The organism is Ruegeria pomeroyi DSS-3 (assembly GCF_000011965.2).
Taxonomy (GTDB): domain Bacteria; phylum Pseudomonadota; class Alphaproteobacteria; order Rhodobacterales; family Rhodobacteraceae; genus Ruegeria_B; species Ruegeria_B pomeroyi.
Genome location: NC_003911.12, coordinates 3,787,042 through 3,813,040, shown reverse-complemented (window position 1 = coordinate 3,813,040; position 25,999 = coordinate 3,787,042). Strand labels below are relative to the sequence as shown.

Sequence of the window (25,999 nt, the reverse complement as noted above, 5' to 3'; positions counted from 1 at the left end):
GGCGGATGCGGATCGACGTGTCGCGCGATGTGTTCCGGTTGGCGCAGGTGTTCACCATCTCGCGCGGGTCGCGGACCGAGGCGAAGGTTCTGACGGTCCGGATCGCGGACGGTGCGCATCACGGCTGGGGCGAATGTGTCCCCTATGCCCGCTACGGCGAAACCTTGGAGTCGGTGGAAGCGCAGATCGCCGGGCTGCCTGAGGATTTCGACCGGGCCGCCCTGTTCGACCTGCTGCCTGCCGGCGCAGCGCGCAATGCGGTTGATTGTGCGCTCTGGGATCTGGAATCCAAACGGGCCGGCAAACGGGCCTGGGACCTGGCAGGTCTGCCCGCACCGGGCCCCGAGATCACCGCTTACACCCTGTCGCTTGACACGCCCGACGCCATGCAGGCGCAAGCCGCGAAAAATGCGCATCGCCCCTTGCTGAAGATCAAGCTGGGTACGCCCGACGACATGCCGCGCCTCGAAGCGGTGCGCGCGGGCGCACCGGATGCCAAGATCATCATCGACGCCAACGAAGGCTGGTCTGCCGAGGTCTATGCAGACCTGGCGCCGCATCTGGTGCGACTGGGGGTGGCCCTGGTCGAACAGCCCCTGCCCGCCGGACAGGACGAGGCGCTGATCGGGATGGAGCGCCCGGTGCCCGTCTGTGCGGACGAGAGCTGTCATGACCGGGCCAGCCTTGCCGCGCTGAAGGGCAAGTACGACGTTGTCAACATCAAGCTGGACAAGACCGGCGGGTTGACCGAGGCGCTGGAACTGCGCCGTGCCGCCTTGGCCGAGGGTTACGATATCATGGTCGGTTGCATGGTCGGCTCGTCGCTGGCGATGGCGCCCGCGACACTGGTGGCGCAGGGCGCTCTGGTCACCGATCTGGATGGCCCGCTGCTGCTGGCAGAGGATCGCGAAACGCCGCTGACCTTTGACGCCGCGGGTGTGCATCCTCCGAGCGCCGCGCTCTGGGGTTGAGCGACGGGACCGCCGGCGATGATGACATGGGTCATTTTGACGGGCGTCTGTCTTGCCTGTGTGGCTGTGCTGGGGCTGTTGCGCTGGCGCGACCTGAGGGCCGACAACGACGAGGCGCTGCGGTTGCAGGCGTTCCAGCCAGCGCCGCCGCGCCGGTTCGATCCGGCGATGGTCGCCGATCTGCCCGATCCCGCCCGCAAGTTCTTTCTCTGGGCCATCGAGCCGGGCGCCGAGCTGTTTACCGTCGCCGCATTGGAGATGCAGGGTAAGTTCGGCATGGGGGACAAGGCGCGCCCGGGCTATATGCCGATGACAGCGCGGCAGACCCTTGCCAGCCCGCATGGGTTTGTCTGGGCGATGCGGGCCGGGCAGGGCTTGCGTCGGATGTCGGGCTCGGACAGCGCAGGCTGGACCCGGTTCTGGCTGGCCGGGCTGGTGCCGGTCGCCCGCTTTGGCGGCACGCAAGATCATCGCCGCTCGGCCTTTGGCCGCTATGCCGCCGAGGCGGTGATGTGGACGCCGGCGGCGGTTTTGCCGCAGCCGGGCATCACCTGGCAGGGTATCGACGCAGAGACCGCACGCGTGATCATCGCGCATGACGGGATGGAGCAGGCGATCGAGATGACCGTGGATGCCGAAGGCGCGCCAAAAAAGATCGTCTTTGAGCGCTGGAGCAATGCCAATCCTGAGCGCCAGTGGCGTTTGCAGCCATTCGGCGCCATTCTGTCCGCCCCCCAAAGCTTTGCCGGCATCCGGATCCCGACCCATGTCGAGGCGGGTAATCACTTCGGGACCGATGCCTTTTTCCCGTTTTTCATAGTCGATGTCACCGATCTGCGGTTTCCGCAGGCCGCTCGAACTTGACGCTGACCCCCAATCGCCGCAAGAGATTGCATGTCCCAGAGGAGCCCCACATGACCCGTACCGTTTACGTTAATGGCGAATACCTTCCCGAGACCGAAGCCAAGGTTTCCATCTTTGACCGTGGGTTCCTGATGGCGGATGCCGTCTATGAGGTGACCAGCGTGCTGGATGGCAAGCTGATTGATTTCGACGGGCATGCGGTGCGTCTCAAACGCTCGCTGGACGAGCTGGAGATGGCCGAGCCCTGCTCGCAGCAGGAGTTGCTGGAGATCCATCGCAAACTGGTCGATCTGAACGGCATCGTTGCGGGGTTGGTTTATCTTCAGGTCACGCGCGGTTCTGACGGGGACCGCGACTTTGTCTTCCCGGCGGCTGACACGCCGCCTTCGCTGGTGCTGTTCACCCAGTCAAAACCCAGTCTGGCCGACAGCCCCGAGTCGAAACGCGGCGCCAAGATCATCTCGATCGAGGATATCCGCTGGGGCCGCCGTGACATCAAGACGGTGCAACTGCTCTATCCGTCGATGGGCAAGATGATGGCCAAGAAGGCTGGATGCGACGATGCCTGGATGATCGAGGATGGTTATGTGACCGAGGGCACCTCGAACAACGCCTATTTCGTCAAGAACGGCAAGATCGTCACCCGGCCTTTGTCCAATGACATCCTGCATGGCATCACCCGCAAGGCGGTGCTGCGGCTGGCGCAAGAGGCCCAGATGGAGGTCGAGGAACGGCTGTTCACCATCGACGAGGCGAAGACGGCGGATGAGGCCTTTACCACCTCGGCCAGCGCCTTTGTCATGCCGGTGGTCGAGATCGACGGTGCCACGCTGGGTGACGGAACGCCCGGCCCGATCGCCCGTCGTCTGCGGGAAATCTATCTGGACGAAGCGCGCAAGACCGCGATCTGAACCGCGGTTGTCTGCAATACCCAAAAAAGCCACCCGCTCGGGTGGCTTTTTCATTGGTATCGAGCGGTCAGGCCCTTGCGTCCCCCCTTGCGGCAACGGGGCGACTGGGCAAGGCTGCGCCGGATACTGTCGGAAGGGTGCGCGCAGGCGCGGGGATGGCTGACATGAGCGAGTTTGAACCACGTTTTGCCGGTTATGCGCAGAAGGTGCGCGACAGTTTCGCGCGACAACCGGTGATGGCGACACTGGGTGCCCGGATCGACACTCTGTTGCCGGGGCGGGTCGAATTGTGCATGCCCTATGATCGGGCCCTTACCCAGCAGCACGGGTTCTTGCATGCGGGCATCGTCTCGACCGTGTTGGACAGCGCCTGCGGCTATGCGGCCTTTTCCCTGATGGAGGAAGAGGCGGCGGTGCTGACTGTCGAGTTCAAGGTCAATTTCCTGAACCCCGCCGAGGGGGAGCGCTTTGCCTTTCGCGCCGAAGTGGTGAAACCGGGCCGCACCCTGACGGTGGCCACGGCCACCGCCTATGCGTTTCGCGATGGCGAGGAGCGCGCGATTGCAACCATGACTGCGACCCTGATGGCGCTGATCGGCCGCAGCGGGATCAACCAATAAGGCGAGCGGGGATCAGTCGCGTTCGGTTACGTTTTCCTTGAACGCCACCTCAAAGGCGGCCTGTTTCTCGGCATTGGCCTCGGTCTGATAGTTGGCTTTCCATTCGGCCATGGTCATTCCGTAATAGATCTCGCGGGCCTCGTCCTTGCCCATCTCGATCCCCTTTTCATTGGCGGCTTCCTGGTACCAGCGGGCCAGACAGTTGCGGCAGAACCCGGCCATGTTCATCAGGTCGATATTCTGCACGTCGGTGCGGTCCTGCATCAGGTGCTTTTGCAGACGGCGAAAGGCGGCGGCCTGGATTTCGATTTCGGTTTGCTTGTCCATGTTGTGGCTCCGGTTCTGATTGGGTTGGGGCGCGTTTGCGGTTCTCTCTCACCTGGAGGCTAGCGCCGTTTTCCGTCACGGAAAACGGCCCGGAAAATGAATCATTTTCCGGCGCCCCCACGCAAGGTCAGAGACCGCTGTCGGCCAGCGCATCCTGCAAGAGCGGGGCCAGCCGCTCGGCCCAGGCGTGTTGGCCGGCAGGATCGCCGATCAGGTCGTTGCGCAGCTCGATCAGCGCATTGGGGCGCCCAAAGGCGGTGCAATGGGTGTCGATCGCATCCCCCGGCAGAACGCCGGTATAGGGCTGGTTCACCCCGACGCACAGATCCGCCTCGCCCCGCAGCCGCGCGATCAGCGGATCGGAGAACCGCTGGTCCGCCGTGTGTAGAACGCCGATCTGCCAGGGTCGCGGCGCCCGCCCGCGCAGCTGGCGGGTAAAGGAATGCATCGACACCAGCACCACGCCGGGCCGCGCCGCCAGCCGTGCCAGCGCATCGTGATAGGGTCGATAGCACATGTTCAGGCGACGTTCTCGTTCGGCGGCATCCGCGTGGCGGTTGCCGGGAATGATCGAGCCGTCATAGAGCTTCATCAGCAGCGTCGGATCGTCCTCGCCCCGGTTCGGGTCGATCACCAATCGCGAGAAATTGGCGGCAATCACCGGCGCCGCCAGCATCTCGCCCAGCAGGCGGGACACCTCATAGGCACCTACGTCATAGGCGATGTGACGCTCCATATCCTCGCGCGCCAGCCCCAGGTCGCCGCCACAGATCTCGGGGGGCACCGTGTTGGTCGCGTGATCGCAGGTAATCAGCCAGCGCGAGCGTCGATCCTCGCCATGGATAAAAAACGGGGTATAGGTCATGAGCCTGTCATCTAGTTTGTCGCAGGTTTAGGGCAGTTGCTCACAAAAGGGAATTGCGCCATAACGGGCGCGCCGGATGTTTGCGGTAACATAAATGAATCAAGGGAGCGGTGAGGCATGCGTCGCCTGAGAAAAGTGAAAATCGTGGCAACGCTGGGGCCAGCGTCCGAAACCTATGAGACGATCCGCGCCCTGCACGAGGCCGGAGCCGATGTGTTCCGCCTGAACATGAGTCACGGCACTCATGACGAGATTCGCGCCAAGCACCAGATCATCCGACAGGTGGAACAGGATCTGGACAGCCCGATCGCCATCCTTGCCGATCTTCAGGGGCCGAAACTGCGGGTCGGCACCTTTGTCAACGAGGCCGAGGAACTGGCGGAGGGCGCGGCGTTCCGGCTCGACCTCGACCCGGCACCGGGCGATGCCGGTCGTGTTTGTCTGCCACATCCCGAGATTTTCCAGGTGCTGGAGCCGGGAGCCCATCTGCTGGTCAACGATGGCAAGATCCGGCTCAAGGTTCTGGATTGCGGCCCCGATTTCGCCGAATGCACCGTGGTCACCGGCGGGACCATTTCGAACCGCAAGGGCGTCAACGTGCCCGACGTGGTGCTGCCCCTGGCGGCGCTGTCGGACAAGGACCGCGACGATCTGGAATTCGCCTGTGCTCTGGGTGTGGACTGGCTGGCGCTCAGCTTCGTTCAGCGCGCGCGCGACGTGTTCGAGGCGCGCGCTCTGGCCGACGGGCGCGCCGCGATCCTGTCCAAGATCGAGAAACCCGCCGCGGTCGAAGCATTCGACGCGATTCTGGATGCGTCGGACGGGATCATGGTGGCGCGCGGCGATCTGGGCGTCGAACTGCCTGTTGCCGCCGTGCCGCCGATCCAGAAACGGCTGGTGCGCAAATGCCGTGCGGCGGCCAAGCCGGTGATCGTCGCCACCCAGATGCTGGAAAGCATGATCGAAAGCCCGATGCCCACCCGGGCCGAGGTCTCGGACGTGGCCACCGCCATCTACGAGGGCACCGACGCCATCATGCTCAGCGCTGAATCGGCGGCGGGCCAATACCCGCTGGAAGCGGTTCGCACGATGGACAATGTCGCTGTCGAGGTCGAGGCGGACCCGACCTATACCCAGATCATCGCCGCCTCGCGCACCGCCAAGGGCACCACCATCGCCGACGGGATCGTCGCCGCCGCGCGCGAGATTGCGGAAAAGACCGATATCAAGGCGATCTGCTGCTTTACCCAATCGGGCACCACCGCGCTGCTGACCGCGCGCGAACGCCCCGGTGTGCCGATCATCGCGATGACCTCGCTGCTGGCGACGGCGCGGCGGCTGTGCCTCAGCTGGGGCTGTCATTGCGTGATCACCCCCGAGCTGGAGCGATTCAAGGGCGCGGTCGTGAACGCCGCGCGCGCCGCGCGGGCAGGTGGCTTTGCCATCGAGACCGACCAGATCGTGGTAACCGCCGGGGTGCCCTTTAACGTGCCGGGCACCACCAACATCCTGCGGGTCGCCCCCTGTGACGAACGTTTGATCTATAACACCGACCCGGGCTAAGCTGCGCCGCAAAGGAGAGAGCCCGACATGGACGCCGATCTGATCCTGGTTGTGAGCATGGTCGTCGCCGCAATGTCGATCCCCGCGATGGCGTCGGCCTATAGCGAGGCGCGTCGCCCGGTGGCGGCCTTTGGCACCCTGATCATCGCCGGGGTCATGGCGATCTATGCTACGCGGATCAAACCGGGTGGCTACACGCTGGCCGAGATCCCCGAAGTGTTCTTCTCGGTACTGGCCCGGTTCATCCCCTGAAGAGGCGGTAGAACCGCAAAAACCGCTTGCCTCGGATGCGCTTTGTGCGTACACGGCGCCTCTATTCGCGCGACCGGCCGGTGTGGCATGCCGAGTCGCGCGCAAACCGAACCCAAAAAAGGAGACGGAAATGCCCAAGATGAAGACCAAGTCGAGCGCCAAGAAGCGCTTCAAGGTGACCGCAACGGGTAAAGTCATGGCAGGTCAGGCCGGCAAACGCCACGGCATGATCAAGCGCACGACCAAGTTCATCCGCGACGCCCGTGGCACCACCACCCTGTCCGCCCCCGACGCCAAGATCGTCAAGGGCTACATGCCCTACGACCGCTAAGAGGAGATTTAAGAGATGTCCCGCGTTAAAGGTGGAACCGTAACCCACGCCCGTCACAAGAAAGTCCTCAAGGCCGCCAAAGGTTATTATGGCCGCCGCAAGAGCTCGTTCAAGGTGGCAACCCAGGCCGTCGACAAGGCCAACCAGTATGCAACCCGTGACCGCAAGGCCCGCAAGCGGAACTTCCGCGCGCTGTGGATCCAGCGGATCAACGCCGCCGTGCGCAGCCATGACGAGGCGCTGACCTACAGCCGCTTCATCAACGGTCTGAACCTGGCCGGCATCGAAGTGGACCGCAAGGTCCTGGCCGACCTGGCCGTGCACGAGCCCGAAGCCTTCGGCGCAATCGTCGCCCAGGCCCAGGCCGCCCTGGCCGCCTGATACCTCGCATCAGACGAGAGACAGTGAAGGAAAGGCCGCCCCGAGGGGCGGCTTTTTCGTTTTGCAGTCAAGGCCGACACGGGCCTGCGGCATTGCCCCTTCGGTCGGTTGCACGGATAGGCGAACCGGATCAAACGCTTCGTGAAGCGGGCGGTCAATCTGTCGCCAGTATACCTTCGGCCGCCGCCCGCCCCGACAGTACGGCGCCATGTGCCGTGCCGAAATACGGAGCAGAGGTCGCTTCGCCCGCGAACCAGATACTTCCGTCCCAATCCGGTCCCGCCAGCTCGGTGCGGGTGGACGGCCGCGAGCCGACAGCGTTGTAGCTGTAGCTGCCGAAGGCGTGCCTGTCCTGCCCCCACCTTGTGATCTGGGCAGCGCGTGGCGCCGGAAAGCGCGCCCCGAACATCGAGCGGAGCGCCTCCAGAGCGGCCGCAACAGTATCGCGATCGCTCAGGCCTTCCACTTCGGTCGCCGCGTCGGCCGCGTTGAAGCCCACCAGAACAGGTGCCCTCAGCGTCCGGGCAAGCGATACCCATTCGCCCCAGAGGCCGGGTCTGGGACCAAGCCAGCCGATCCAGTCGACGTCATCGGGCCAATGGATGCCGTCAAAGCGCAGCCAGCATTTGTTCAGAAGACCCATCCGCAGGCTGCGGGTTGCGGCAAGGCGTTTCTGTGCCAATGGCTCGGCAAAGCGGATACGCCCCGATTGCAGTACGCCTAGCGGTACCGTGCAAACGATTGCATCGGCATCGATCCGGCTGCCATCCGCGAGGCGCACGTGCCCCGGCGCGATCCCGGTCACTTCGGCGGAAAGACGGATATCGATGCCTCGCGCGAGATAAGCGGCGATCTGGTCGAACCCACCGGGGAACAGCACGTCCTGGCCGCCGAATTCGGCATCCTCCTGGCCGTACCAGGCCGAAAGCTGTCGGGCGGGGGCACCATATTCCTGCTCAAGCGTGCTGTTGACCACATAGAGCACGAGCCTGCGCACCCCCTCATCCGCGCCTCGCCAGCCGGACGAGGCCTGCAGAGCCTCTAGAACCGACATGTCGCGCGATTTCCCGTCGGCCTCCGCCAGCGCCCCGCGCAGAATTTGCTCGGCACCCCGCAAGTCAGGGTCAATATCTCGTCCGCTCGGGCCCTTGAGGATCGCTGCGTCGTATCGGGTGGCGACTACCTGCGCCCCGGCCTCACGCGCCAGGACCGTCAGAGGATTGCCGCGCTGGCCGTGAATCCAGCTTGCCCCAAGATCCATCGGCAAATCCGGCCAGGTACGGGACGTGTGGACCCGACCGCCGATGCGCGATCGCGCATCGATTACCGTCACGTTCCGCCCGGCATCACGCAGGATGCGGGCCGCCGACAGGCCTGCCAGCCCGGCGCCGACAACCAGAATGCGGTCCTGCGGTTGACTGCGAGCCCCTCGGGTTCCTAATCCAAGCGCACCCAACGCACCAATGGCCGCGAGAACCTGCCGTCTGGTCGATGTGGTCATCATGGCTCTGTTGACCGCCTGTCACACTCGCACGCGTGGGCAGATCCTGCCCTGATACGATCCTAGCACTGTAAAGCTCATTTCTACAACGTGGCCCTCCTGGGCACCGTCACCCGGGATGGATGACTTGAATGGCCTCCCGATGAGCGGCTGGCAGAACCGCCAGTCACCACATCCGCGGTTTGGCGTATTCCGTATAACCCTCGTCATAGGCCTCGGCGGCGAAACTCTCGTCCTGTTCGCGCAGGAACTGGCCTGCCGTTGGGACCAGCCCGCTCTCGTCGCCGCGTGTCCAGAGGCCCGAGCGCATCAGCGCCTTGGCACATTGGAAGTAAAGTTCGTCCACCGTGATTACGATGACCGTCGCAGGCTGGCGCCCCTTGCGCTCGAAACTGGCGCGGGCCTGGCCGTCGGCAGTCAGAAAGGCGGTACCGTTCACGCGCACCACATTCTGGCAACCGGGCACCATGAACATCAGGCTGACCCGGTTGTCGCGGACGATGTTGCGCAGGGAATCGATGCGGTTGTTGCCGCGCCAGTCGGGCAGCCACAGGGTAGCATCGTCGACGATACGCACCACCGGGCCGTCATCGCCGCGCGGGCTGGCATCGGTGCCCTCGGGCCCGACCGTCGACACCACGCAGAACCGCGCGGCCTCAATCCATTGGCGGTAAAGCGGGCTCAGCCGTGTGCGGACCTTGGTCAGAGAGGCGGGCACCGCCGCCGCATAAAGGCTCTCAAGCTCGGTCATGTCGGTGATGGGGCGCATCGGCAACTCCTTTCCTGATTGCCCTGTTGGTAGCTTGTCCTTTTGAACAAATGAGGCCAAATATTTCGCAAATGGGCCAAAGTGACGATCAGTTCCAATTGCCGGGTTCCTCGGCGGATCGCGTGCAGTCCCTGCCACATGACGTGGTCGGCTATGCGCGCGACTATCGCGATGGCTATGTCTCGGTCCGGCACCGCCATCCCCGGCATCAGCTGATCTATGCGATCTCGGGCCTGATGATGGCCGAGACGGATGCCATGTCCCATGCCATTCCGCCCGGCTATGGGCTGATCGTGCCGGCACAGCAACCGCACGAAATCCGCATGATCGGCGCGGTACGCCTGCAATCGCTCTATGTCCGAGCAGGCCTGCCCCGCGCGGATGCGCTGGCGCGGTGTCGGCTGGTCACGATCTCGCCGCTGCTGGCGCAGCTCATCGCCGCGCTCTGCGAGATGGCCAATCCCTGGCCGATGCCACCCCGCGCCCTGCATCTGAGCCAGTTGATCCTGATCGAGCTGCTGGCCGCCCCGGTCTCGCCACTGGCGCTACCTTACCCCACGGACCCGCGCCTGCGCCGGGTCTGCGACGGGTTGATCGCCACGCCTGCCAGCCCCCGCAGCCTTGACGACTGGGCCGCCGAGGCGGGGATGAGCCGGCGCACCTTTAGTCGCCATTTCCAGCTGGAAACCGGGTTGAGCTTTGGCAAATGGGCGCAACGCCTGCGCTGCCAGGCGGCGCTGCGCGGTCTGGCCAAGGGCAGGCCCGCCGCCCGCGTCGCCCGCGAACTGGGCTATGCCAATGCCTATACCATGGCCGCGATGATGCGGCGCATGACCTGAGACAGCCGCGGCATCCGGGAAACAGCCGGGCCAAACCACCCAGCCTGTCTTGCAATCGCGCCCATTGGCCGATAGCAGGTTCTGGACCAATTTCAGGGGACCGTCATGGACGATCTTAAAGCCAAATATCTGGGCCAGATCGCAGAGGCCGCCGACGAGGCCGCGATCGAGGCGATCCGCCTTGCCGCCGTGGGCAAGAAGGGCGAGATCGCCCTGATGATGCGCGAACTGGGCAAGATGACACCCGAGGAACGCCAGACCGCAGGCCCGGCGCTGAACGCGCTCAAGGACGAGATCAACTCTGCGCTGGCCGCCAAGAAGGCGGCGCTGGCCGATGCCGCGCTCGACGAGCGTCTGCGCAGCGAATGGCTGGACGTGACGCTGCCCGCGCGCAACCGCCGCCAGGGCACGCTGCACCCGATCAGCCAGGCCCGCGAGGAGCTGACCGCGATCTTTGCCGAAATGGGCTTCTCGGTTGCCGAAGGGCCGCGCATCGACACCGACTGGTACAATTTCGACGCGCTCAACATCCCCGGCCACCACCCCGCGCGGGCCGAGATGGACACGTTCTACATGCACCGCGCCGAGGGCGACAATCGCCCGCCGCATGTGCTGCGCACCCATACCTCGCCGGTGCAGATCCGCTCGATGGAGAAAATGGGCGCACCGCTGCGCGTGATCTGTCCGGGCGGTGTCTATCGCGCCGATTACGACCAGACCCATACGCCGATGTTCCACCAGGTCGAAGGCCTGGCGCTGGACCGCGATATCTCGATGGCGAACCTGAAATGGACGCTCGAGGAATTCGTCAAGGCCTTCTTCGAGGTGGATGATGTCGAGCTGCGGTTCCGCGCCTCGCATTTCCCCTTCACCGAACCCTCGGCTGAGGTCGACATCCGCTGTTCCTGGGAAGGCGGCCAGCTGAAGATCGGCGAGGGCGACGACTGGTTGGAGATCCTCGGGAGCGGCATGGTGCACCCCAAGGTGATTGCCGCCGGCGGCATCGACCCGGATGTCTATCAGGGCTTTGCATTCGGCATCGGCATCGACCGTCTGGCGATGCTGAAATACGGCATCCCCGACCTGCGCGCATTCTTCGATTCAGACCTGCGCTGGCTGCGCCACTACGGCTTTGCCGCGCTGGATATGCCGAACCTGCATGGTGGGCTTAGTCGGTGATTGCTTCTTGGGTTCCAATAGTAACAGCTTTGATCGCAATAGTCGGCGGCGCAGTAGCTTATGGAATCAAAAGCGCGTGGATCGTCGAGAGTCTCTCAATGAACGCCGTCGAAGTGTATACCAACGGTTTCTAGAGGCTCTTTTTGATCACGTCGAATTTAGAACAGATGAAACTCGTCGAGCGTACGACCGCATCAAATGTGAGTTGCTGCTTGTCGCATCTGATCGAGTTTTGAAAGAGCTGCCAATGGTTCAGGAGGCATCGACTATGGATATGAACGCGCTTGGGCCAGAAGACGTTCATAACCGTGTTTCTGCGCTGTTCAAGGCGATGCGCAAAGACAGCTTTGAAAGAACCGAAATTGAGGGTTGGGGTTTCGAATACCTTGTTCCTATTGGGAAGCCTACGCCCGTGAATGGACGCTAGCGCAGCTCTCACCCCTTCAGATAGTCCTTGTAGGGCCTTGCCTTGCGGTCGCGGTATTTCACGGTCAGTTCCAGCGGCGTCTCGTTCTCGTCATAGATGCCCAGCACGATCCCGCGTTTGCGGGATTTGGTGCGCATGGCGATCAGCTGTTCCTCGCTGCGAGTGGTGCGTTGCGACTGGCGGCGGGTCCAGCGGAACAGCTTGTCATACATCCCGGCTATCACATCGGCATGGGCCGGGTCGCCGCCCAGATCGACCAGTTCCTGCGGGTCGTTCTTCAGGTCGAACAGCATGGGGCGCGGGTCGGCCTCGAAATGGATCAGCTTCCAGTTCTTGTCCGCCACCATGAACATCACCGCCTGCCGCACCGAGATGTCGTTCAGATGCGCAATCGGTGAGGCCGAGAAATCGTATTCGCAGATCACATGATCGCGCAGCGTATGGTCGCGCGCGCCGTGCAGGATCGGGATCAGGCTTTCCCCTTCGAGGATATGCATCGCCGGTTTTCCGCCTGCCGCCTCGACGAATGTCGGCGCCAGGTCGATGCTTTCGACCAGCGCGTCGCAGACGCTGCCCCGGGTCGCGTCGGCCTCGGGGCGCGGGTCATAGATGATCAGCGGCACCCGGGTCGAGGCATCGTGGAAAAAGGTCTTTTCCCCCATCCAGTGATCGCCCAGGAAATCGCCATGATCCGAGGTCAGGACAATCATCGTGTCCTGCATGCGCCCGGTGTCCTCGAGCCATTTGAAAAGCCGCCCCATCTGGTCGTCGGCCTGTTTGATCAGCCCCATATAGGCGGGGATCACCGCATCGCGCACCTCTTGCCGGGAGAAGGCCTCGCCCACCTTGGTGTCCATGAAGGCCTTGAACAGGGGATGGGCGTTCTGCCGCTCGCTGTCGCTGCGCACCACGTCCTGCACATGTTCGGGGCCAAACATGCTGGCATAGGGTTCGGGCACGATATAGGGCCAGTGCGGTTTGATATAGCTCAGGTGACAGCACCACGGGCCGGTCTGTTGCTCGATGAACTCCATCGCGCGGGAGGTCAGATAGGGGGTCTCGCTATCCTCTTCGGCGATATTGGCGGGGCGGGTCGCGTTTTTGAGGAACCAGCCCGATTGCACATTGCCCTCGTCGTCCAGCCCGGAATTGGCAAAGTCGTGCCAGGGGTTGTCGCTCTCATAGCCCTTGGCGCGGAGGAACTTGTTGTATTCCTTGGCGCCATCGGGGTCGTAATAGCCATCCGGCCCCTCGGGCAGCATGCCGTCGTCGCGCTCGAACACGTCGAACCCGCATTCGGCCACCCGCGCCCCGATCAGCGAATCCGGCTCCAGCCCCAGCCGGGCCATACCTTCCTCGTCCGCGCGCATATGGGTCTTGCCCACCAGCCAGCAGCCCATGCCGGCGGCGCGCAGGTGATCGCCCATGGTCATCTCGCCCACCTTGAGCGGGATGCCGTTCCAGCTGGCCCCGTGCGAATGCACATAGCGCCCGGTATAGGTGCTCATCCGGGACGAGCCGCAGATCGGTGATTGGATATAGGCGCGGTCAAACCGCACTCCCTTTGCCGCCAACCGGTCGATATGGGGCGTGTTCAGGGTCTTGTGGCCGTAACAGCTGAGGTAATCCCAGCGCAGCTGGTCGAACATGATGAACAGGATATTCATGGGCGCGCCCCTTTGTCGTCAGTGCAGGTCAGAGACCTGAGCCAGCCTCGCATGCGCGCAGTCTAGACAGGATGCGACGGAATGGAAGAGAGCTGGCGATCTGCCCTTGTCCGCATCCCGGAAGAGCGCAACGAAAAAGCCCCGCGACGGGCGCGGGGCAGGTATCTTGCCAAGGGAAGCAAGCGGGGAGAATTACCAGTTCATCGGTCCCTTATCCGCAAAGGAATGGACCAGGAAATCAATGAAGGCGCGCACCTTGGGCTGGGTGAACCTGCCCGGCGGATAGACCGCATAGATGCCCTGCACCTCGTCGGGCAGCGAAGGCATCGCATCCTCGACCAGCCCCTGTTCCATCGCTTCGGCGAACAGGTAGCAGGGCAGATAAGCGATCCCCAGACCCGAAATGGCGGCGTTCAACAGCGACTGGCCGTCATTGACGCTCAGCCAGCCGGCGGTGCGGACCTGCCGCTTCTCGCCCGAAGGCGCAGTCAGCTTCCAGACATTGCCCGAGGCCTGGCTGGAATAGTGCAACAGCTTGTGTTCGTTCAGGTCGTCGATCTTTTGCGGGTGGCCGTATTTCTCGAAATACTTCGGGCTGGCGATCATCCGTTTGGTGGTCTCGGTCAGCTTGCGGGCACGCAGCGTGCTGTCTTCCAGCTCGCCGATCCGCACTGCCATGTCGAACCCTTCCGAAATCAGCTCTACATACCGGTTGTTCAGCACCATGTTCACGGTGATGTCCGGGAACTCGGCCAGGAAATCCGACAGGACCGGCGAGAGGTGATTGACGCCGAAATCGGTCGCAACCGAGATCCTCAGCAGCCCCGAGGGCGCCGATTGCATCGAGGTGACCAGCGCATCGGCCTCTCCGGCGTCGTTCAGCACCCGGCGGGCGCGGTCGTAATAGGCCAGGCCGATCTCGGTCGGCGACACCCGGCGGGTGGTCCGGTTCAGAAGCCGGGCACCCAGGCGTGCTTCGAGACTGGAAACATGTTTGGACACCGCGGATTTCGAGATGCCCATCTTCTTTGCCGCATCGGTGAATCCGCCCTGGTCCACGACATTGGCAAAAGCTTCCATTTCTGTCAGTCGGTCCATGCTCGGTTCCTCGGCTGATTGATCTTGCTTGAGGATCACTTATCCGGGCAGATCTGGGCGAGAACGGGGCAGAGCTGGGATAATATCGGGGTTTTGTCGCGGATCGTTTGCGGCGGGGAAACAGGGAAACAATCCGGACAGACGCGCAGCTACCCTTGGAAACCTAGACCGATCAGATAGATCCACAGGGGCAGCGTCACGGCGCTCAGCAGGGTGGATTGCGCGATCAGCGTGGCGACCAGCCTGCGGTCGGCACCAAAGCCCGAGGCCAGCACATGCGCTGCCGACGCCGTCGGAAGGGCCGCGAACAGGATCACTACTGCGGCCAGACCGGGCTCGGCCCCCAAGAGGCCGCACAGCAGCCAAGCCAGCGCCGGGGTCAGCACCAGCCGCACCGCACAGAGATAACCATTGAACAGGTCCAGCCGGGTCAGGGCGCGCCAGTCCATCGTTGCGCCGATCGACAGCAGGGCGATGGGAATGGCCGCTTGCGCCAGCATCTGCGCCGGAGCCAGGATCGGGTCCGGGATCTTGTACCCCGACAGGCCCACCCCCACCCCGGCGACCGAGGCCAGCAGAAACGGGTTCAGGGCAACCCTTTGCACCGTGGCCCTGAGCGACAGGTTGCCGCCCCGCGACAAAGCCGAAACCGCCAGCAGGTTGGCCACCGGAACCGCCATGCCAATGGCCACCGCCATCTGGCCGACATCGGCCAGATGCAGCGTTGGCACTGCGACAAAGGCCATGGCGGTGTTGAATCGCCAGCTGGTCTGCCACGCACCGGCAAAATCGAGAAACCGTTCCGGCCCGAACCGGCGGGCCAGATAGCCCAGCATCAGCGCCAGCCCCATCACCGCCCAGACCGCCGGGCCAATGCGGATCACATCCTGCACTGCAATCGGCCGGTTGCAGGCGGCAAAGAACAGCAACGCCGGAAACAGGATCTCGAAATTCAGTTTGTCCAGCCCCTGCCAGGCGCCGGGCGTCAGACGGCCCCGGACCATGCCGCCCAGACCAACCATCAGAAAGCTGGGCACCAGCCCCATCAGGATTGTCGCGATCATGCTTGCCTCGCTGCCCCCTTAGACACGCGCGACCTTGCGCTGCCAGGGGGCATTACACAAGTCTGTGTCCTTGCAATGCGTGTTCGATTTCGAACCCGTCATCGCGTAGAATAGGGCCAGTGTCTCAGCAACGAGGACCCGGTTATGAAAAACATACTGACGGCCATTGGAATCGGATTTTTGGCAACCGCGGCCCTTGCCGGAGGTGACACAGCCGCCAATCCCGAGGCGCGCGTCTACTTCGCAAATCTGGCCGATGGCGATACCGTCTCCTCGCCGGTCACGGTGATCTTCGGCCTCAGCGGCATGGGCGTCGCGCCCGCCGGGACCGAGGCCGAGAATACCGGCCACCACCATCTGCTGGTAGATCGCCCGCCGATGGGTCAGGGGGCCGACGGCGCCGAAGAGCTGACCTATGCCCTTCCCGCCGATGACAACCATCGCCACTTCGGCAAGGGCCAGACCGAGGTCACGCTCGATCTCGCCCCCGGCAAACACACGCTGCAACTGGTGATGGGCGATTATACCCACGTCCCCCACGCCACCCCGATCATGTCCGAGGTGATCACGATCGAGGTCAAGTAAGTCGCACAGTTCGGCCCGGGCCGAACCATTGCGCGCCGCGCCCGTCCTAGGACGGGGGTCCAGTTGAAAGGACCCCCTATGCTGACCTGTATCATCCGCTATCACATCGACCCGACCAAACGGGCCCAGTTCGAGCGCTATGCCCGGACCTGGGGACAGGCGATCCCGCGCTGCGGTGCTGACCTGATCGGCTATTACGCCCCGCACGAAGGGTCATCGACCTTGGCCTATGGCATCTACAACATCCCCAGTCTTGCCGAATACGAGGCCTATCGCACCCGTCTCGTCGCCGATCCGCTGGGGCGGCAGAACTACGACTTCGCCCAATCCGAGAAGTTCATTCTGCGAGAGGACCGCACCTGGCTCAAACTGGCCTCGGCGCCACATGGAGGACAGACATGATCGCCGTCATTTTCGAGGTCGAACCCGCCCCAGGGCAACAGGAGGCCGATCTCGACCTCGCAGGCCGGATGCGCGCCCTGCTTGACGATATGCCGGGCTTCATCTCGGTCGAACGGTTCCAGAGCCTCACCAATCCCGGCAAGCTCTTGTCGCTCTCGTTCTGGGAGGATGAAGAGGCGGTTGCCCGCTGGCGCCAGCTGACCGCCCATCGCGGCGCGCAGACCCGTGGGCGCGAGGCGCTGTTTGCGGGATACCGCCTGCGCGTCGCGGGTGTGATCCGCGATTACGGGATGCACGAGCGGGATCAGGCGCCCGAGGACAGCCGTGCCCGCCACGGCTAGAGCGGCCGCAGCCAACGCAGCAGGCGGGATAGGCAGCAGGGGGCGCGGTCCGATCCGTGTGGCGGTCAATCGCCCCCGGCATCGGTGCGCAGCTTGCCCAGCACCACGGGCGAATACTGCGCCGTCCCACCGGGCCCGAACACATGTTTCTGGATGCGCTCGAAGGCGTTCAGATAGGTTGTGTACGAGGTCAGGTCGACCTCGCTCGGCGCAGGCAGCATGTCGCCCAGCGCGCCGGTGAAGCCGCGCACGCTGATCTCCATCTCGGCGCGCGACAGGCCCAGCTGCGCCTCGGCGGCGATATTGGCCACCGAGACCTGCGCTTCGGACTTGAAACTGCTGGCCTCGATCTTCAACAGAACCGCAACGCCGATTTCAACCTGTTGGCCGTCGATGGTGCCCACCATAAAGGATTTCGCCTCCTGCAGCACCCCCACCGACTTGCCGCTGGCCTGGGCGCTGAACAGGCTGTTGAACCAGCTGACCTTGCCACCGGCCTCGCGGGTAAAGGCCACCGCGCGCACATAGTGCTGATCCAAGGCCACCGGGTCGCCCGGCTTCAACCCGTTTTCGCCGCCCAGACCAAGGCCCAGCCCCTCGGTCTGCGGAGCACCGGTATCATTGGTGCGGAAGCGATAGCCCGAAAACAGGGGATCGCTGGCTGAGAGGGGTTCATAAAGCGCGTTTTCCGACATGAGAATCCAATCCTTGCAACCAATGGCTGAACACTAGCACAAGACCTGAAAAGCGCAAAAAGGCTTTGCCCCTTCATTCCGCCCCAAATCCTCCCGCCGGAGGCGGAGATTTTTCGTCGAAAAATCTCTCCCCGCCCGGATCAGAAGGTCAGCGCCAGGCGGGTGCCCTGGTTGATTGCGCGTTTGGCGTCCAGCTCGGCGGCCACATCGGCGCCGCCGATGACGTGGCAATGCACGCCCTTGGCCTCCAGCGCATCTGCCAGCGACCGGTCGGAAATCTGACCGGCACACAGTACCACCGTGTCGCAGGCGATGAGCGTCGGGTTCTCCCGCGCCTCGCCAAAGCTGATATGCAGGCCCTCGTCGTCGATCTTCTCGTAGTTCACGCCGCCCACGAAACTGACGCCCTTCATCTTCAGCGTCGCGCGGTGGATCCAGCCCGTTGTCTTGCCCAGATCCTTGCCATGCGCCTTGGCCTTGCGCTGCAGCAGCGTCACCTCACGTTCCGGCTTGCCCGGTTGCGGCCCCTCGGGCGCAAGCCCCGAGCGGTGCTCGGCCGGGTCGCTCACGCCCCATTCCTTCATCCACTGCGGCAGGTCGATTGTCGGGCTGTGGCCCTCTTCCAGCAGGAATTCGGACACGTCGAACCCGATGCCGCCCGCGCCGATCACCGCGACCCGCTTGCCCACCGGCTTCTTGTGGCGCAGCACGTCAATATAGCTCAGCACATTGGCCCGGTCTTGTCCCGGGATCGCCGGATCGCGCGGGCTGACGCCCGTGGCGATCACCACCTCGTCAAATCCGCTCAGATCACCGGCGCCAACCGCCTTGCCCAGTTTCAGGGTCACACCCAGATCGGCCAGCATCACCCGGTACCAGTCCACGAGGCCCCAGAACTCTTCCTTGCCCGGCACCTGCTTGGCCATGTTCAGCTGGCCGCCGATCTCGTCCGACTTGTCGAACACGGTCACCGCATGGCCGCGCTGGGCGGCGGTGATCGCGGTCGACAGGCCCGCCGGACCGGCGCCCACGATGGCAACCTTCTTGGGTGCCGCCGCCTTCGCCACCACCAGTTCGGTTTCATGGCAGGCGCGCGGGTTCACCAGGCACGAGGTCAGCTTGCCGCTGAACGTATGGTCCAGACAGGCCTGGTTGCAGGCGATGCAGGGGGCGATGCGGTCGCCCTGTCCCGCCGCCGCCTTGTTGACGAAATCCGCATCCGCCAGCATCGGGCGGGCCATCGACACCATGTCAGCGCAGCCCGTTGCCAGCACCTCCTCGGCCACTTCGGGCGTGTTGATCCGGTTCGAGGTAATGACCGGGATCGACACCTGCCCCATCAGCTTTTTCGTGACCCAGGCAAAGGCCGCGCGCGGCACGCTGGTGGCAATCGTCGGAATCCGCGCCTCGTGCCAGCCGATACCGGTATTGATGATGGTGGCCCCGGCCTTTTCGATCTCTTTCGCCAGCTGCACCACCTCGTCAAAGGTCGAGCCGTTGGGGACAAGGTCGATCATCGACAGGCGGTAGATGATGATGAAATCGGTACCCACAGCCTCGCGGGTGCGGCGCACTACCTCGATCGGCAGACGCATCCGGTTTTCATAGGACCCGCCCCAGCGGTCGGTGCGCTTGTTGGTATGGGTGACCAGAAACTGGTTCAGGAAATACCCCTCCGACCCCATGATCTCGACCCCGTCATAGCCCGCCTGCTGCGCCAGCACTGCGGCATTGACGATATCGGTGATCTGCTTCTCGATCCCCTCCTCGTCCAGCTCGGTCGGCGGGAACGGAGAGATCGGCGATTTCACCGGCGACGGCGCCACGCATTTCGGCCCATAGGCATAACGCCCCGCATGCAGGATCTGCATCGCGATCTTGCCGCCCGCCTCGTGCACCCGCGCGGTGACGATGGAATGGTTCGCGACATCCTTGTCGCTGGTCATCATCGACGCCCCCGGCAGGACAGAGCCTTCCATGTTCGGACCGATGCCGCCGGTCACCATCAGCGCCACGCCACCCCGCGCGCGGTCGGCATAGAATTCGGCCACCCGGTTCCAGTCCTTGGTCTCTTCCAGCCCGGTATGCATCGAGCCCATCAGCACGCGATTCTTCAGCGTGGTAAAGCCCAGGTCGAGCGGGGCAAGCATGTGTGGGTACGCAGTCATCGAAATTACTCTCCCTCGGATTTGACGGGCAAGATCACCCTAGCCCGCGCGCCTGTCACGCGAAACCCGACGTCACCCCCTTTGCCGCCGTAGCGTCGCTTGTTAGACAGGGGCAAATCAAGGAAGGGCCCCCATGACTCCCGAAGAGATTGCCGCGCTCCCCTATCGCCCTTGCGTGGGTGTGGTCCTGATGAATGGCGATGGTTTCGTCTTTGTCGGCCAGCGGATGGATCAGAATACCGATGCCTGGCAGATGCCCCAAGGCGGGGTGGACGAGGACGAGGACCCCTTCGAGGCCGCCCTGCGCGAGCTGTGGGAAGAGACCGGCGTGACAGCGGATCTGGTCGAGATGGTCGCCGAGACCGACGGTTGGCTGCCCTACGACCTGCCGCATGATCTTGTCCCGCGTATCTGGAAGGGGCGCTATCGCGGGCAGGAACAGAAATGGTACCTGTTCCGCTTTCTGGGCCGCGACGATCAGATCGACCTGGAAACCGGCCACCCCGAGTTCAGCCGTTGGAAATGGCAGGATCCCGACCGGCTGGTGGCCGAGATCGTGCCATTCAAGCGTGACGTCTACGAACGTGTCGTTGCGGCTTTTGCCCCGCATCTGGGCTGAACCAAGTTCGACAGGCGGGAGGCGCCCGGCGGGCGCTGCCCGATCCAGACCGCGCCCAGCACAATGACCGCGCCCAACCCCTGAACCGGGCTCAACGCCTCGCCCAGGGCCAGCCAGCCCAGGATCACCGCAGTCAACGGGCTGAGGATGCCCAACAGCGAGACCGCCGCCGGTTCGATCCGGGCCAGACCACGAAACCACAGGATATAGGTCAGCGCTCCACCGATCAGGCCAAGCCAGGCCAGCGCCGCCAGATTGGTCAGGCTCAGGCCGGGCCAGTCGGGCGCGGCCAGCCAGGCCACCGGGATCAGCAGCAGGCCACCGGCGGTCAGCTGCCAGGCGGTGAATGTGACCAGTGGCACATCAGGCCGCCATTTGCGGGTTAGCACCACTCCCACCGCCATCGACAGCGCACCGCCCAACCCGGCCAGCACCCCCACCGTGTCCAGCCGCGCCTCGGGCCCCAGCAGCAACAGTGCCACGCCGACAATCCCCGCCAGCGCCGACAGAACCGCGCCCAGCCGGATCTGCGTCCCCAACGCCACCGCCGAGAGGAACACCACCAGCAGCGGCTGTACCGCGCCCACCGTCGCGGCCACCCCGCCCGGCAGGCGATAGGCGGCGACGAAAAGCAGCGACCAGAACACCGCAAAGTTCAGCGCGCCCAGGATCAGCAGTCGCCCGATCCAGCCGCGCGGCGGCAATTTGCGCACCAGCAGCATCAGGAGCAGCCCGGCCGGCAGCGCTCGCAGCAGCGCCACGACAAAGGGCGAATGCGCGGGCAGGAACTGGGTGGTGACGAAATAGGAGCTGCCCCAGATGGCCGGGGCGATTGCGGTCAGGGCGATATCTGTTGTCCGTGACATTGGGGGCCTCATCTAATTATCTTGACGTCGAGATAACATCATTTATCTTGACGTCAAGATAAATTCTCGAAATAACCCAGAACATGGACCATGTAGACGTTATCATCCGGCAATGGGCGGCCGAGCGCCCCGACCTCGACACGCGGGCCATGGCGGTGATTGGCCGGGTGGCGCGGTTGTCCATGGCCTATACCCAGGGGATGCAGAGAACCTTTGGCCGATACGGGCTCAACCCGGCCAAGTTCGACGTTCTGGCCACGCTCCTGCGCTCGGGTCCGCCTTATGCGCTGTCGCCCGGCGCGCTGCTCGATACGACCATGGTCGCCTCAGGCACCATGACCAACCGGATAGACCGGCTGGAACAGGACGGGCTGGTCGAACGCCGCAAGAACCCCGAGGACAGCCGCAGCGTGATCATCGCGCTCACGCCCAAGGGGCAGGCGCTGATCAACGAGATGATGGCCGCCCATGTGGCGACACAATCGCAGCTCCTCGAGGGGCTGACGGCAGAGGAACAGGAGGCGCTGACCACCCTGCTGGCCAAGGCGCTCAACAGCGCCGAGACCTCAAACAGCCACGCCGATCAGGCATAGCCGGACCTCCTGAGGACGCCCGACGCCTGCTTCTTTCTGGTCGGAAATACTCCGGGGTGAATTGCCCGCAGGGCAAGAGGGGCAGCGCCCCTCCCCAGCCCGAACTCAGAGCAGCCCGTTTTCCTTCAGCAGCTCGACCATGTTCGCCTCGGGGCGCGGGCCGATATGGCTGATCACCTCGCGGGCGCAGATATTGCCGATCCGGGCGCAGGTCTCGTAATCGCGCCCCGTCGCCATGCCGAACAGAAAGCCCGCGGCGAACTGGTCGCCCGCGCCGGTGGCATCCACCGGCACCACCTTTTCCACCGGCACGTCGATGCGCAGCGTGCCGTCCATCACCGTCACCCCGTCGCCCGAGCGGGTGCAGACCACCAGCGGACAGATGCCCGAGGTCAGCATCAGCGCATCGTCCAGATGGTCGGTCTCGAACAGCGACTGGATCTCGGCCTCGTTGCCGATCACGAAATCCAGATCGTGCTGGATCAGTGACAGGAAATCGGCGCGATGCCGGTCGACGCAGAAGGGATCGGAAATCGCGATCCCCGCCTTGCCGCCCGCCGCGCGGGTCGCCCGCGCCGCCTCGCGAAAGGCCGATTTCCCGGCGTCATGGTCGAAGAGGTACCCTTCGAGGAACATCAGCTTGGCGTTGCCCGTCACTTCTTGTGGCACATCCGCCGAACTCAGCGTGGTCGAGATGCCCAGATAGGTGTTCATCGACCGCTCGCCATCGGGCGAGACAAAGATCATCGAGCGCGAGGTCGCCAGTTCCCCCGCCACCGGCGGGTTGACAAAGTCGATACCGCCCTCGTTCATCGCATCGGCATAGAAATGGCCCAGCGCATCGTCGCGCACCCGACCGATAAATGCCGTATCCAGACCCAGCGCACCCGCGCCCGCGATCGTGTTGGCGACCGAGCCGCCCGGCGTCTGCACCCGCTCCTTCATCGAGGCATACAGCACCTCGCCGCGCTCCTGCTCGATCAGCTGCATGATGCCTTTCTCGATCCCCATCAGGTCGAGAAAACTGTCATCGGCTTGCGAGATCACATCGACAACGGCATTGCCGATGCCAACGACATCGTAGGTCTTCATAGGGTCTTGTCCTCGAATTGGCACAGATCGCGGATGAGGCAGGTGCCGCACATCGGCTTTCTGGCTTTGCAATGGTAACGGCCATGCAGGATCAGCCAGTGATGCGCATGTTGCTGGAAATCGGCCGGGATATTGTCTTCGATGGCGCGTTCGACCGTGTCCACATCCTTGCCCGGACAGATGCCGGTGCGGTTGCCGACGCGAAAGATATGGGTGTCCACGGCCTGCGCCGGGATGCGCCACCACATGTTCAACACCACATTGGCAGTCTTGCGCCCAACACCGGGCAGCGATTGCAGCGCGGCGCGTGAATTGGGCACCTCGCCGCCATATTGTTCGACCAGGATGCGGCTCAGCTTGATCACGTTCTTGGCCTTCTGACGGAACAGGCCAATGGTCTTGATATGCTCGGTCACGCCCTCTTCGCCCAGCGCCAGCATCTTTTCCGGCGTGTCGGCGATCTTGAACAGCTCGCGCGTGGCCTTGTTCACGCCCGCATCGGTGGCCTGCGCGCTCAGCGCGACCGCCACCACCAGCGTATAGGCGTTCACATGCTCCAGCTCGCCCTTGGGTTCGGGATCGGCGGCCTGGAACCGGGTAAAGATCTCGCGGATCGTGTGGTAATCGAGTTGCTTTGCCATCCGGGCCTTAATGCCCTGACAGACCAGCCCCCGCAATTGAAAAGGCAGCGACTAGGCCGCCGTCGCGCCCATTTCCGCGCCGGCTGCCGTCAGGTTCCGCTTCATCTTTGACCATCCAGCGTCATTGGCCGCCAGCACCGCCTTGGGGTCGATCCGCACCGCATAGCCCCGGTTCAGCGCGCCAAACGCGGTGTTCTTGACGCAATGACAGCCATCCAAGCCCGTCAGGATCAGCGTGCCGATCCGGTTTTCCTCCAGGTATCGCACAAAGGCGGGTTCGGAAAACGCATCTCCCATGGATTTCTCGACCTCGACGTCGGGCGCCAGACCCAGGCGCGGGTCCAGCCCGATGCCCGGCGACCCCGCGTTGCCGCGCCCCTGATTGAACCAGCCGTTCAACAGCCGGGCCAGCCCGGCCTTGTACACCTGCCGGACCGCGATCACCGGCATTCCAGTCCGCCGCGCCGCATCCACCGCCGTTCTGATGTTCTCCATGGCGGTGTTCAGCTGTGCAGCCTCCCACACGGGCAGCGCGGTGAAATCGCTCTGCATGTCGATCACCACCAGCGCCGTTCCGGGACGGGTGGCACGCTCGATGACAGGCCCTTTGGTTGGAGTGCCGATCTTCCGGATCTCCAGCAGGACATAGAGTACTGCGATCACGAATCCAGCGGGGATAATCCAGAGAAAGGACATGTCAGGCCTCCTTGGCCAAATCTGCAAAGAAGCGGGTTAGGGCAAGCTGCACCTTGTGATAGGCGGTAAGTTCGACGGACGAGAACCCCTCGGAGAAAAGCGCCAGCTTTGCCATCTCGTCTGCCCGAATCGCGGTGATGATGGCCTCCCCCCTGGGGGTCAGCCAATAGCGGTGCGACCGCGCATGCTCGGGATTGGTACGCCGCTCGATCAGCCCGGCGCGCTGCACCTCTTGCAGGATGCGCGAGATATACTGCCGTTTCATCTGCAACGCGGCGCCCAGTTGCGGCGCCGTCGCGCCGGGGGTCAGTGACAGACCTTCAAGGATGGCGCGCTGCCCGACGGTTACGCCCTCGCGCAAAGTCCCCCGCTCCACCGCCGCCGTGATGTTGCGCAAAAGGGGCCGCGTGGCCTGCACCGCCTGATAAAGCTGATCGGTTTCATGTGTCATGCCCACAGTACTCGGCTAGTCCTGTTGATTCGTCAACTAAGTTGACAAATATTTGCACAGGTTCCGGGTCGCGACAACGGCGCCCGCGCGCTACTCTCCAGTTCAGACAAAGAGGTGCGACATGAACGTTCAGACCACGGAAGAGGGCTATCACTATGGCGTCATCCGCCGCGCGATCGAGCTGATCGACGCGGGCGGCGAGAGCATGCCGCTGGACGATCTGGCAGCCCGGATGAACATGAGCCCCGCGCATTTCCAGCGCATCTTTTCGCGCTGGGTCGGGGTCTCGCCCAAGAAATACCAGCAATACCTGACGCTGGGCCATGCAAAGGCGCTGCTGGAGGAACGGTTCACCCTGTTGGAGGCGGCCCAGAATGTGGGTCTGTCCGGCACCGGGCGCTTGCACGACCTCTTTGTCCGGTGGGAGGCGATGAGCCCCGGCGACTATGCCCGCAAGGGCGCGGACCTGACCATCTACTGGGGCTGGTTCGAAAGCCCCTTTGGCCCCGCACTGGTTATGGGGACCGAGCGTGGCATCTGCGGCATCGGCTTTGCCGCCGAGGCCGGCGCCGAGGCCACGATGGAGGATCTGCTGTCGCGCTGGCCCCAAGCCACGTTTGTCGAGGACCCGATGCGCCTGCGCCCCTGGGTGCTCAGCGCCTTTGGTGCGGCCAGTGACCGCCTGGAACCGGTGCCGCTCTACCTGATCGGCGCGCCCTTGCAGATCAAGGTCTGGGAGGCGCTCTTGCGCATCCCCTCGGGCCAGGTCACCACCTATGGCGAGCTGGCCCAATCCATCGGCCAGCCGCGCGCGGTGCGCGCGGTGGGCACGGCGGTGGGGCGCAACCCTGTCAGCTGGCTGATCCCCTGCCACCGCGCCCTGCGCAAATCGGGCGGCCTGGGCGGTTATCACTGGGGCCTGCCGGTGAAACGCGCCATGCTGGCCTGGGAAGCGGCCCGCAGCGAGGCCTAGCGCCAGCGCGCCGCCATCCAGCGCAACAGATGCAACCGCCTGGGCCGTGCCGCGCGCCGGGCGGCAAGCTCTCTCTCGATCTCCCAGTTGCGCAGGTTATGAGGTTCACTCCAACGTTCAAGTTTGCAGGCCATCAGCACATGGTGGTCGCGGCTTGGCATGATCGGTCTCCTGTAACTGCCGGTGTGGCGACCATTCAAGCTGATGCCTGCTGACACCCCGTTGTCAGGGGGATGTGCTAGGGTGTC

Annotated in this window: 32 protein-coding genes; 17 read left to right on the top strand and 15 right to left on the bottom strand. The window is 63.9% G+C overall.

Annotated features, from left to right (window positions below; all coding sequences use genetic code 11):
• Positions 1-5 precede the first annotated feature (5 nt).
• The 4 genes from dgcA to SPO_RS18255 all read left to right on the top strand — a co-directional run bounded on the left by dgcA (position 6) and on the right by SPO_RS18255 (position 3,366).
• The gene (dgcA, locus tag SPO_RS18270; RefSeq protein ID WP_011049286.1) at positions 6-971 is read left to right on the top strand and encodes an N-acetyl-D-Glu racemase DgcA; all 966 of its coding nucleotides are present in this window, start codon (positions 6-8) and stop codon (positions 969-971) included.
• 18 nt (positions 972-989) lie between these two features.
• Entirely contained in the window at positions 990-1,835 is an 846-nt protein-coding gene (locus SPO_RS18265; RefSeq protein WP_011049285.1) for a DUF6544 family protein, read from the top strand.
• A gap of 50 nt (positions 1,836-1,885) precedes the next feature.
• Positions 1,886-2,746 carry a D-amino-acid transaminase gene (locus SPO_RS18260; protein WP_011049284.1) on the top strand — a complete coding sequence of 287 codons (861 nt, stop codon included), beginning with the start codon at positions 1,886-1,888 and terminating at the stop codon, positions 2,744-2,746.
• A gap of 164 nt (positions 2,747-2,910) precedes the next feature.
• A complete protein-coding gene (locus tag SPO_RS18255) occupies positions 2,911-3,366 on the top strand; it encodes a PaaI family thioesterase (RefSeq protein ID WP_144084031.1) in 456 nt (151 codons plus the stop codon).
• Between the two features lie 12 nt (positions 3,367-3,378).
• On the opposite strand, the gene SPO_RS18250 is transcribed toward SPO_RS18255, so the two are convergent.
• Together SPO_RS18250 and SPO_RS18245 are read right to left on the bottom strand one after the other, a co-directional pair.
• On the bottom strand, positions 3,379-3,693 hold the full coding sequence (locus SPO_RS18250) for a DUF1244 domain-containing protein (RefSeq protein ID WP_011049282.1): 315 nt from the start codon (positions 3,691-3,693) through the stop codon (positions 3,379-3,381).
• 127 nt (positions 3,694-3,820) lie between these two features.
• Positions 3,821-4,558: an N-formylglutamate amidohydrolase gene (locus SPO_RS18245; RefSeq protein WP_011049281.1), complete on the bottom strand. Its 738-nt coding sequence runs from the start codon at positions 4,556-4,558 to the stop codon at positions 3,821-3,823.
• Between the two features lie 117 nt (positions 4,559-4,675).
• Between SPO_RS18245 and pyk the strand changes: the two genes are divergently transcribed.
• The 4 genes from pyk to rplT all read left to right on the top strand — a co-directional run bounded on the left by pyk (position 4,676) and on the right by rplT (position 7,085).
• Positions 4,676-6,121: a pyruvate kinase gene (gene pyk / locus SPO_RS18240; protein WP_011049280.1), complete on the top strand. Its 1,446-nt coding sequence runs from the start codon at positions 4,676-4,678 to the stop codon at positions 6,119-6,121.
• A 27-nt stretch (positions 6,122-6,148) separates the two neighbouring features.
• Positions 6,149-6,373 carry a hypothetical protein gene (locus tag SPO_RS18235; protein WP_044028796.1) on the top strand — a complete coding sequence of 75 codons (225 nt, stop codon included), beginning with the start codon at positions 6,149-6,151 and terminating at the stop codon, positions 6,371-6,373.
• 130 nt (positions 6,374-6,503) lie between these two features.
• Positions 6,504-6,704: a 50S ribosomal protein L35 gene (gene rpmI, locus SPO_RS18230; RefSeq protein ID WP_011049279.1), complete on the top strand. Its 201-nt coding sequence runs from the start codon at positions 6,504-6,506 to the stop codon at positions 6,702-6,704.
• A gap of 15 nt (positions 6,705-6,719) precedes the next feature.
• The gene (gene rplT / locus SPO_RS18225; RefSeq protein WP_011049278.1) at positions 6,720-7,085 is read left to right on the top strand and encodes a 50S ribosomal protein L20; all 366 of its coding nucleotides are present in this window, start codon (positions 6,720-6,722) and stop codon (positions 7,083-7,085) included.
• Between the two features lie 154 nt (positions 7,086-7,239).
• Here rplT and SPO_RS18220 read toward each other — a convergent pair whose 3' ends face one another.
• Positions 7,240-8,586: a flavin monoamine oxidase family protein gene (locus SPO_RS18220; protein ID WP_144084030.1), complete on the bottom strand. Its 1,347-nt coding sequence runs from the start codon at positions 8,584-8,586 to the stop codon at positions 7,240-7,242.
• A 166-nt stretch (positions 8,587-8,752) separates the two neighbouring features.
• Positions 8,753-9,355: a pyridoxamine 5'-phosphate oxidase family protein gene (locus SPO_RS18215; RefSeq protein WP_011049276.1), complete on the bottom strand. Its 603-nt coding sequence runs from the start codon at positions 9,353-9,355 to the stop codon at positions 8,753-8,755.
• Positions 9,356-9,426: 71 nt separating this feature from the next.
• Between SPO_RS18215 and SPO_RS18210 the strand changes: the two genes are divergently transcribed.
• The 3 genes from SPO_RS18210 (at position 9,427) to SPO_RS22955 (ending at position 11,800) form a co-directional block, all read left to right on the top strand.
• Positions 9,427-10,194 (top strand): AraC family transcriptional regulator, encoded by a 768-nt coding sequence (locus SPO_RS18210; protein WP_044028794.1) that lies wholly within the window; start codon positions 9,427-9,429, stop codon positions 10,192-10,194.
• Between the two features lie 105 nt (positions 10,195-10,299).
• On the top strand, positions 10,300-11,373 hold the full coding sequence (gene pheS, locus SPO_RS18205; protein WP_011049274.1) for a phenylalanine--tRNA ligase subunit alpha: 1,074 nt from the start codon (positions 10,300-10,302) through the stop codon (positions 11,371-11,373).
• Positions 11,354-11,800: a hypothetical protein gene (locus SPO_RS22955; protein WP_144084029.1), complete on the top strand. Its 447-nt coding sequence runs from the start codon at positions 11,354-11,356 to the stop codon at positions 11,798-11,800. The genes pheS and SPO_RS22955 overlap by 20 nt, the downstream gene beginning before the upstream one ends.
• Positions 11,801-11,808: 8 nt before the next feature.
• Here the strand turns inward: SPO_RS22955 and SPO_RS18200 are convergent, their stop codons facing one another.
• The 3 genes from SPO_RS18200 to SPO_RS18190 all read right to left on the bottom strand — a co-directional run bounded on the left by SPO_RS18200 (position 11,809) and on the right by SPO_RS18190 (position 15,629).
• Entirely contained in the window at positions 11,809-13,467 is a 1,659-nt protein-coding gene (locus SPO_RS18200) for a sulfatase-like hydrolase/transferase (RefSeq protein WP_011049273.1), read from the bottom strand.
• A 192-nt stretch (positions 13,468-13,659) separates the two neighbouring features.
• The gene (locus tag SPO_RS18195) at positions 13,660-14,565 is read right to left on the bottom strand and encodes a LysR family transcriptional regulator (protein ID WP_011049272.1); all 906 of its coding nucleotides are present in this window, start codon (positions 14,563-14,565) and stop codon (positions 13,660-13,662) included.
• 149 nt (positions 14,566-14,714) lie between these two features.
• Positions 14,715-15,629, bottom strand: coding sequence for an AEC family transporter (locus tag SPO_RS18190; protein ID WP_011049271.1), 915 nt, complete (start codon positions 15,627-15,629; stop codon positions 14,715-14,717).
• Positions 15,630-15,773: 144 nt separating this feature from the next.
• On the opposite strand from SPO_RS18190, the gene SPO_RS18185 reads away from it, so the two are divergent.
• The 3 genes from SPO_RS18185 (at position 15,774) to SPO_RS18175 (ending at position 16,957) form a co-directional block, all read left to right on the top strand.
• The gene (locus SPO_RS18185; protein ID WP_011049270.1) at positions 15,774-16,214 is read left to right on the top strand and encodes a DUF4399 domain-containing protein; all 441 of its coding nucleotides are present in this window, start codon (positions 15,774-15,776) and stop codon (positions 16,212-16,214) included.
• Between the two features lie 78 nt (positions 16,215-16,292).
• Positions 16,293-16,616, top strand: a complete 324-nt coding sequence (locus SPO_RS18180; protein WP_011049269.1) for an NIPSNAP family protein — start codon at positions 16,293-16,295, stop codon at positions 16,614-16,616.
• Entirely contained in the window at positions 16,613-16,957 is a 345-nt protein-coding gene (locus SPO_RS18175; protein WP_011049268.1) for an antibiotic biosynthesis monooxygenase family protein, read from the top strand. The genes SPO_RS18180 and SPO_RS18175 overlap by 4 nt, the downstream gene beginning before the upstream one ends.
• Before the next feature lie 65 nt (positions 16,958-17,022).
• Here the strand turns inward: SPO_RS18175 and SPO_RS18170 are convergent, their stop codons facing one another.
• Entirely contained in the window at positions 17,023-17,652 is a 630-nt protein-coding gene (locus tag SPO_RS18170) for a hypothetical protein (protein WP_011049267.1), read from the bottom strand.
• 140 nt (positions 17,653-17,792) lie between these two features.
• Positions 17,793-19,820, bottom strand: a complete 2,028-nt coding sequence (locus SPO_RS18165) for an NADPH-dependent 2,4-dienoyl-CoA reductase (RefSeq protein ID WP_011049266.1) — start codon at positions 19,818-19,820, stop codon at positions 17,793-17,795.
• 133 nt (positions 19,821-19,953) lie between these two features.
• On the opposite strand from SPO_RS18165, the gene SPO_RS18160 reads away from it, so the two are divergent.
• Positions 19,954-20,439 carry an RNA pyrophosphohydrolase gene (locus SPO_RS18160; RefSeq protein ID WP_011049265.1) on the top strand — a complete coding sequence of 162 codons (486 nt, stop codon included), beginning with the start codon at positions 19,954-19,956 and terminating at the stop codon, positions 20,437-20,439.
• Here the strand turns inward: SPO_RS18160 and SPO_RS18155 are convergent.
• Positions 20,397-21,305, bottom strand: coding sequence for an EamA family transporter (locus tag SPO_RS18155; RefSeq protein ID WP_051420401.1), 909 nt, complete (start codon positions 21,303-21,305; stop codon positions 20,397-20,399). The genes SPO_RS18160 and SPO_RS18155 overlap by 43 nt on opposite strands.
• 83 nt (positions 21,306-21,388) lie before the next feature.
• Here SPO_RS18155 and SPO_RS18150 point away from each other — a divergent pair, with 83 nt between their 5' ends.
• Complete coding sequence (locus tag SPO_RS18150; protein ID WP_011049263.1) at positions 21,389-21,898, top strand: MarR family winged helix-turn-helix transcriptional regulator; 510 nt, start codon at positions 21,389-21,391, stop codon at positions 21,896-21,898.
• A 105-nt stretch (positions 21,899-22,003) separates the two neighbouring features.
• On the opposite strand, the gene SPO_RS18145 is transcribed toward SPO_RS18150, so the two are convergent.
• From SPO_RS18145 to SPO_RS18130, 4 genes are read right to left on the bottom strand one after another with little or no spacing between them, the layout of a single operon-like run.
• Positions 22,004-22,990 carry an adenosine kinase gene (locus tag SPO_RS18145; RefSeq protein WP_011049262.1) on the bottom strand — a complete coding sequence of 329 codons (987 nt, stop codon included), beginning with the start codon at positions 22,988-22,990 and terminating at the stop codon, positions 22,004-22,006.
• Positions 22,987-23,631, bottom strand: a complete 645-nt coding sequence (gene nth / locus SPO_RS18140) for an endonuclease III (protein WP_011049261.1) — start codon at positions 23,629-23,631, stop codon at positions 22,987-22,989. Before nth ends, SPO_RS18145 begins: the two co-directional genes overlap by 4 nt.
• Before the next feature lie 51 nt (positions 23,632-23,682).
• Positions 23,683-24,327 carry a cysteine hydrolase gene (locus SPO_RS18135; RefSeq protein WP_011049260.1) on the bottom strand — a complete coding sequence of 215 codons (645 nt, stop codon included), beginning with the start codon at positions 24,325-24,327 and terminating at the stop codon, positions 23,683-23,685.
• A gap of 1 nt (position 24,328) precedes the next feature.
• Positions 24,329-24,778: a MarR family winged helix-turn-helix transcriptional regulator gene (locus SPO_RS18130; protein ID WP_011049259.1), complete on the bottom strand. Its 450-nt coding sequence runs from the start codon at positions 24,776-24,778 to the stop codon at positions 24,329-24,331.
• A 121-nt stretch (positions 24,779-24,899) separates the two neighbouring features.
• Between SPO_RS18130 and SPO_RS18125 the strand changes: the two genes are divergently transcribed.
• Entirely contained in the window at positions 24,900-25,751 is an 852-nt protein-coding gene (locus tag SPO_RS18125; RefSeq protein WP_011049258.1) for a methylated-DNA--[protein]-cysteine S-methyltransferase, read from the top strand.
• On the opposite strand, the gene SPO_RS23130 is transcribed toward SPO_RS18125, so the two are convergent.
• A complete protein-coding gene (locus tag SPO_RS23130) occupies positions 25,748-25,912 on the bottom strand; it encodes a hypothetical protein (protein ID WP_158454189.1) in 165 nt (54 codons plus the stop codon). The genes SPO_RS18125 and SPO_RS23130 overlap by 4 nt on opposite strands.
• Positions 25,913-25,999: the final 87 nt, after the last annotated feature.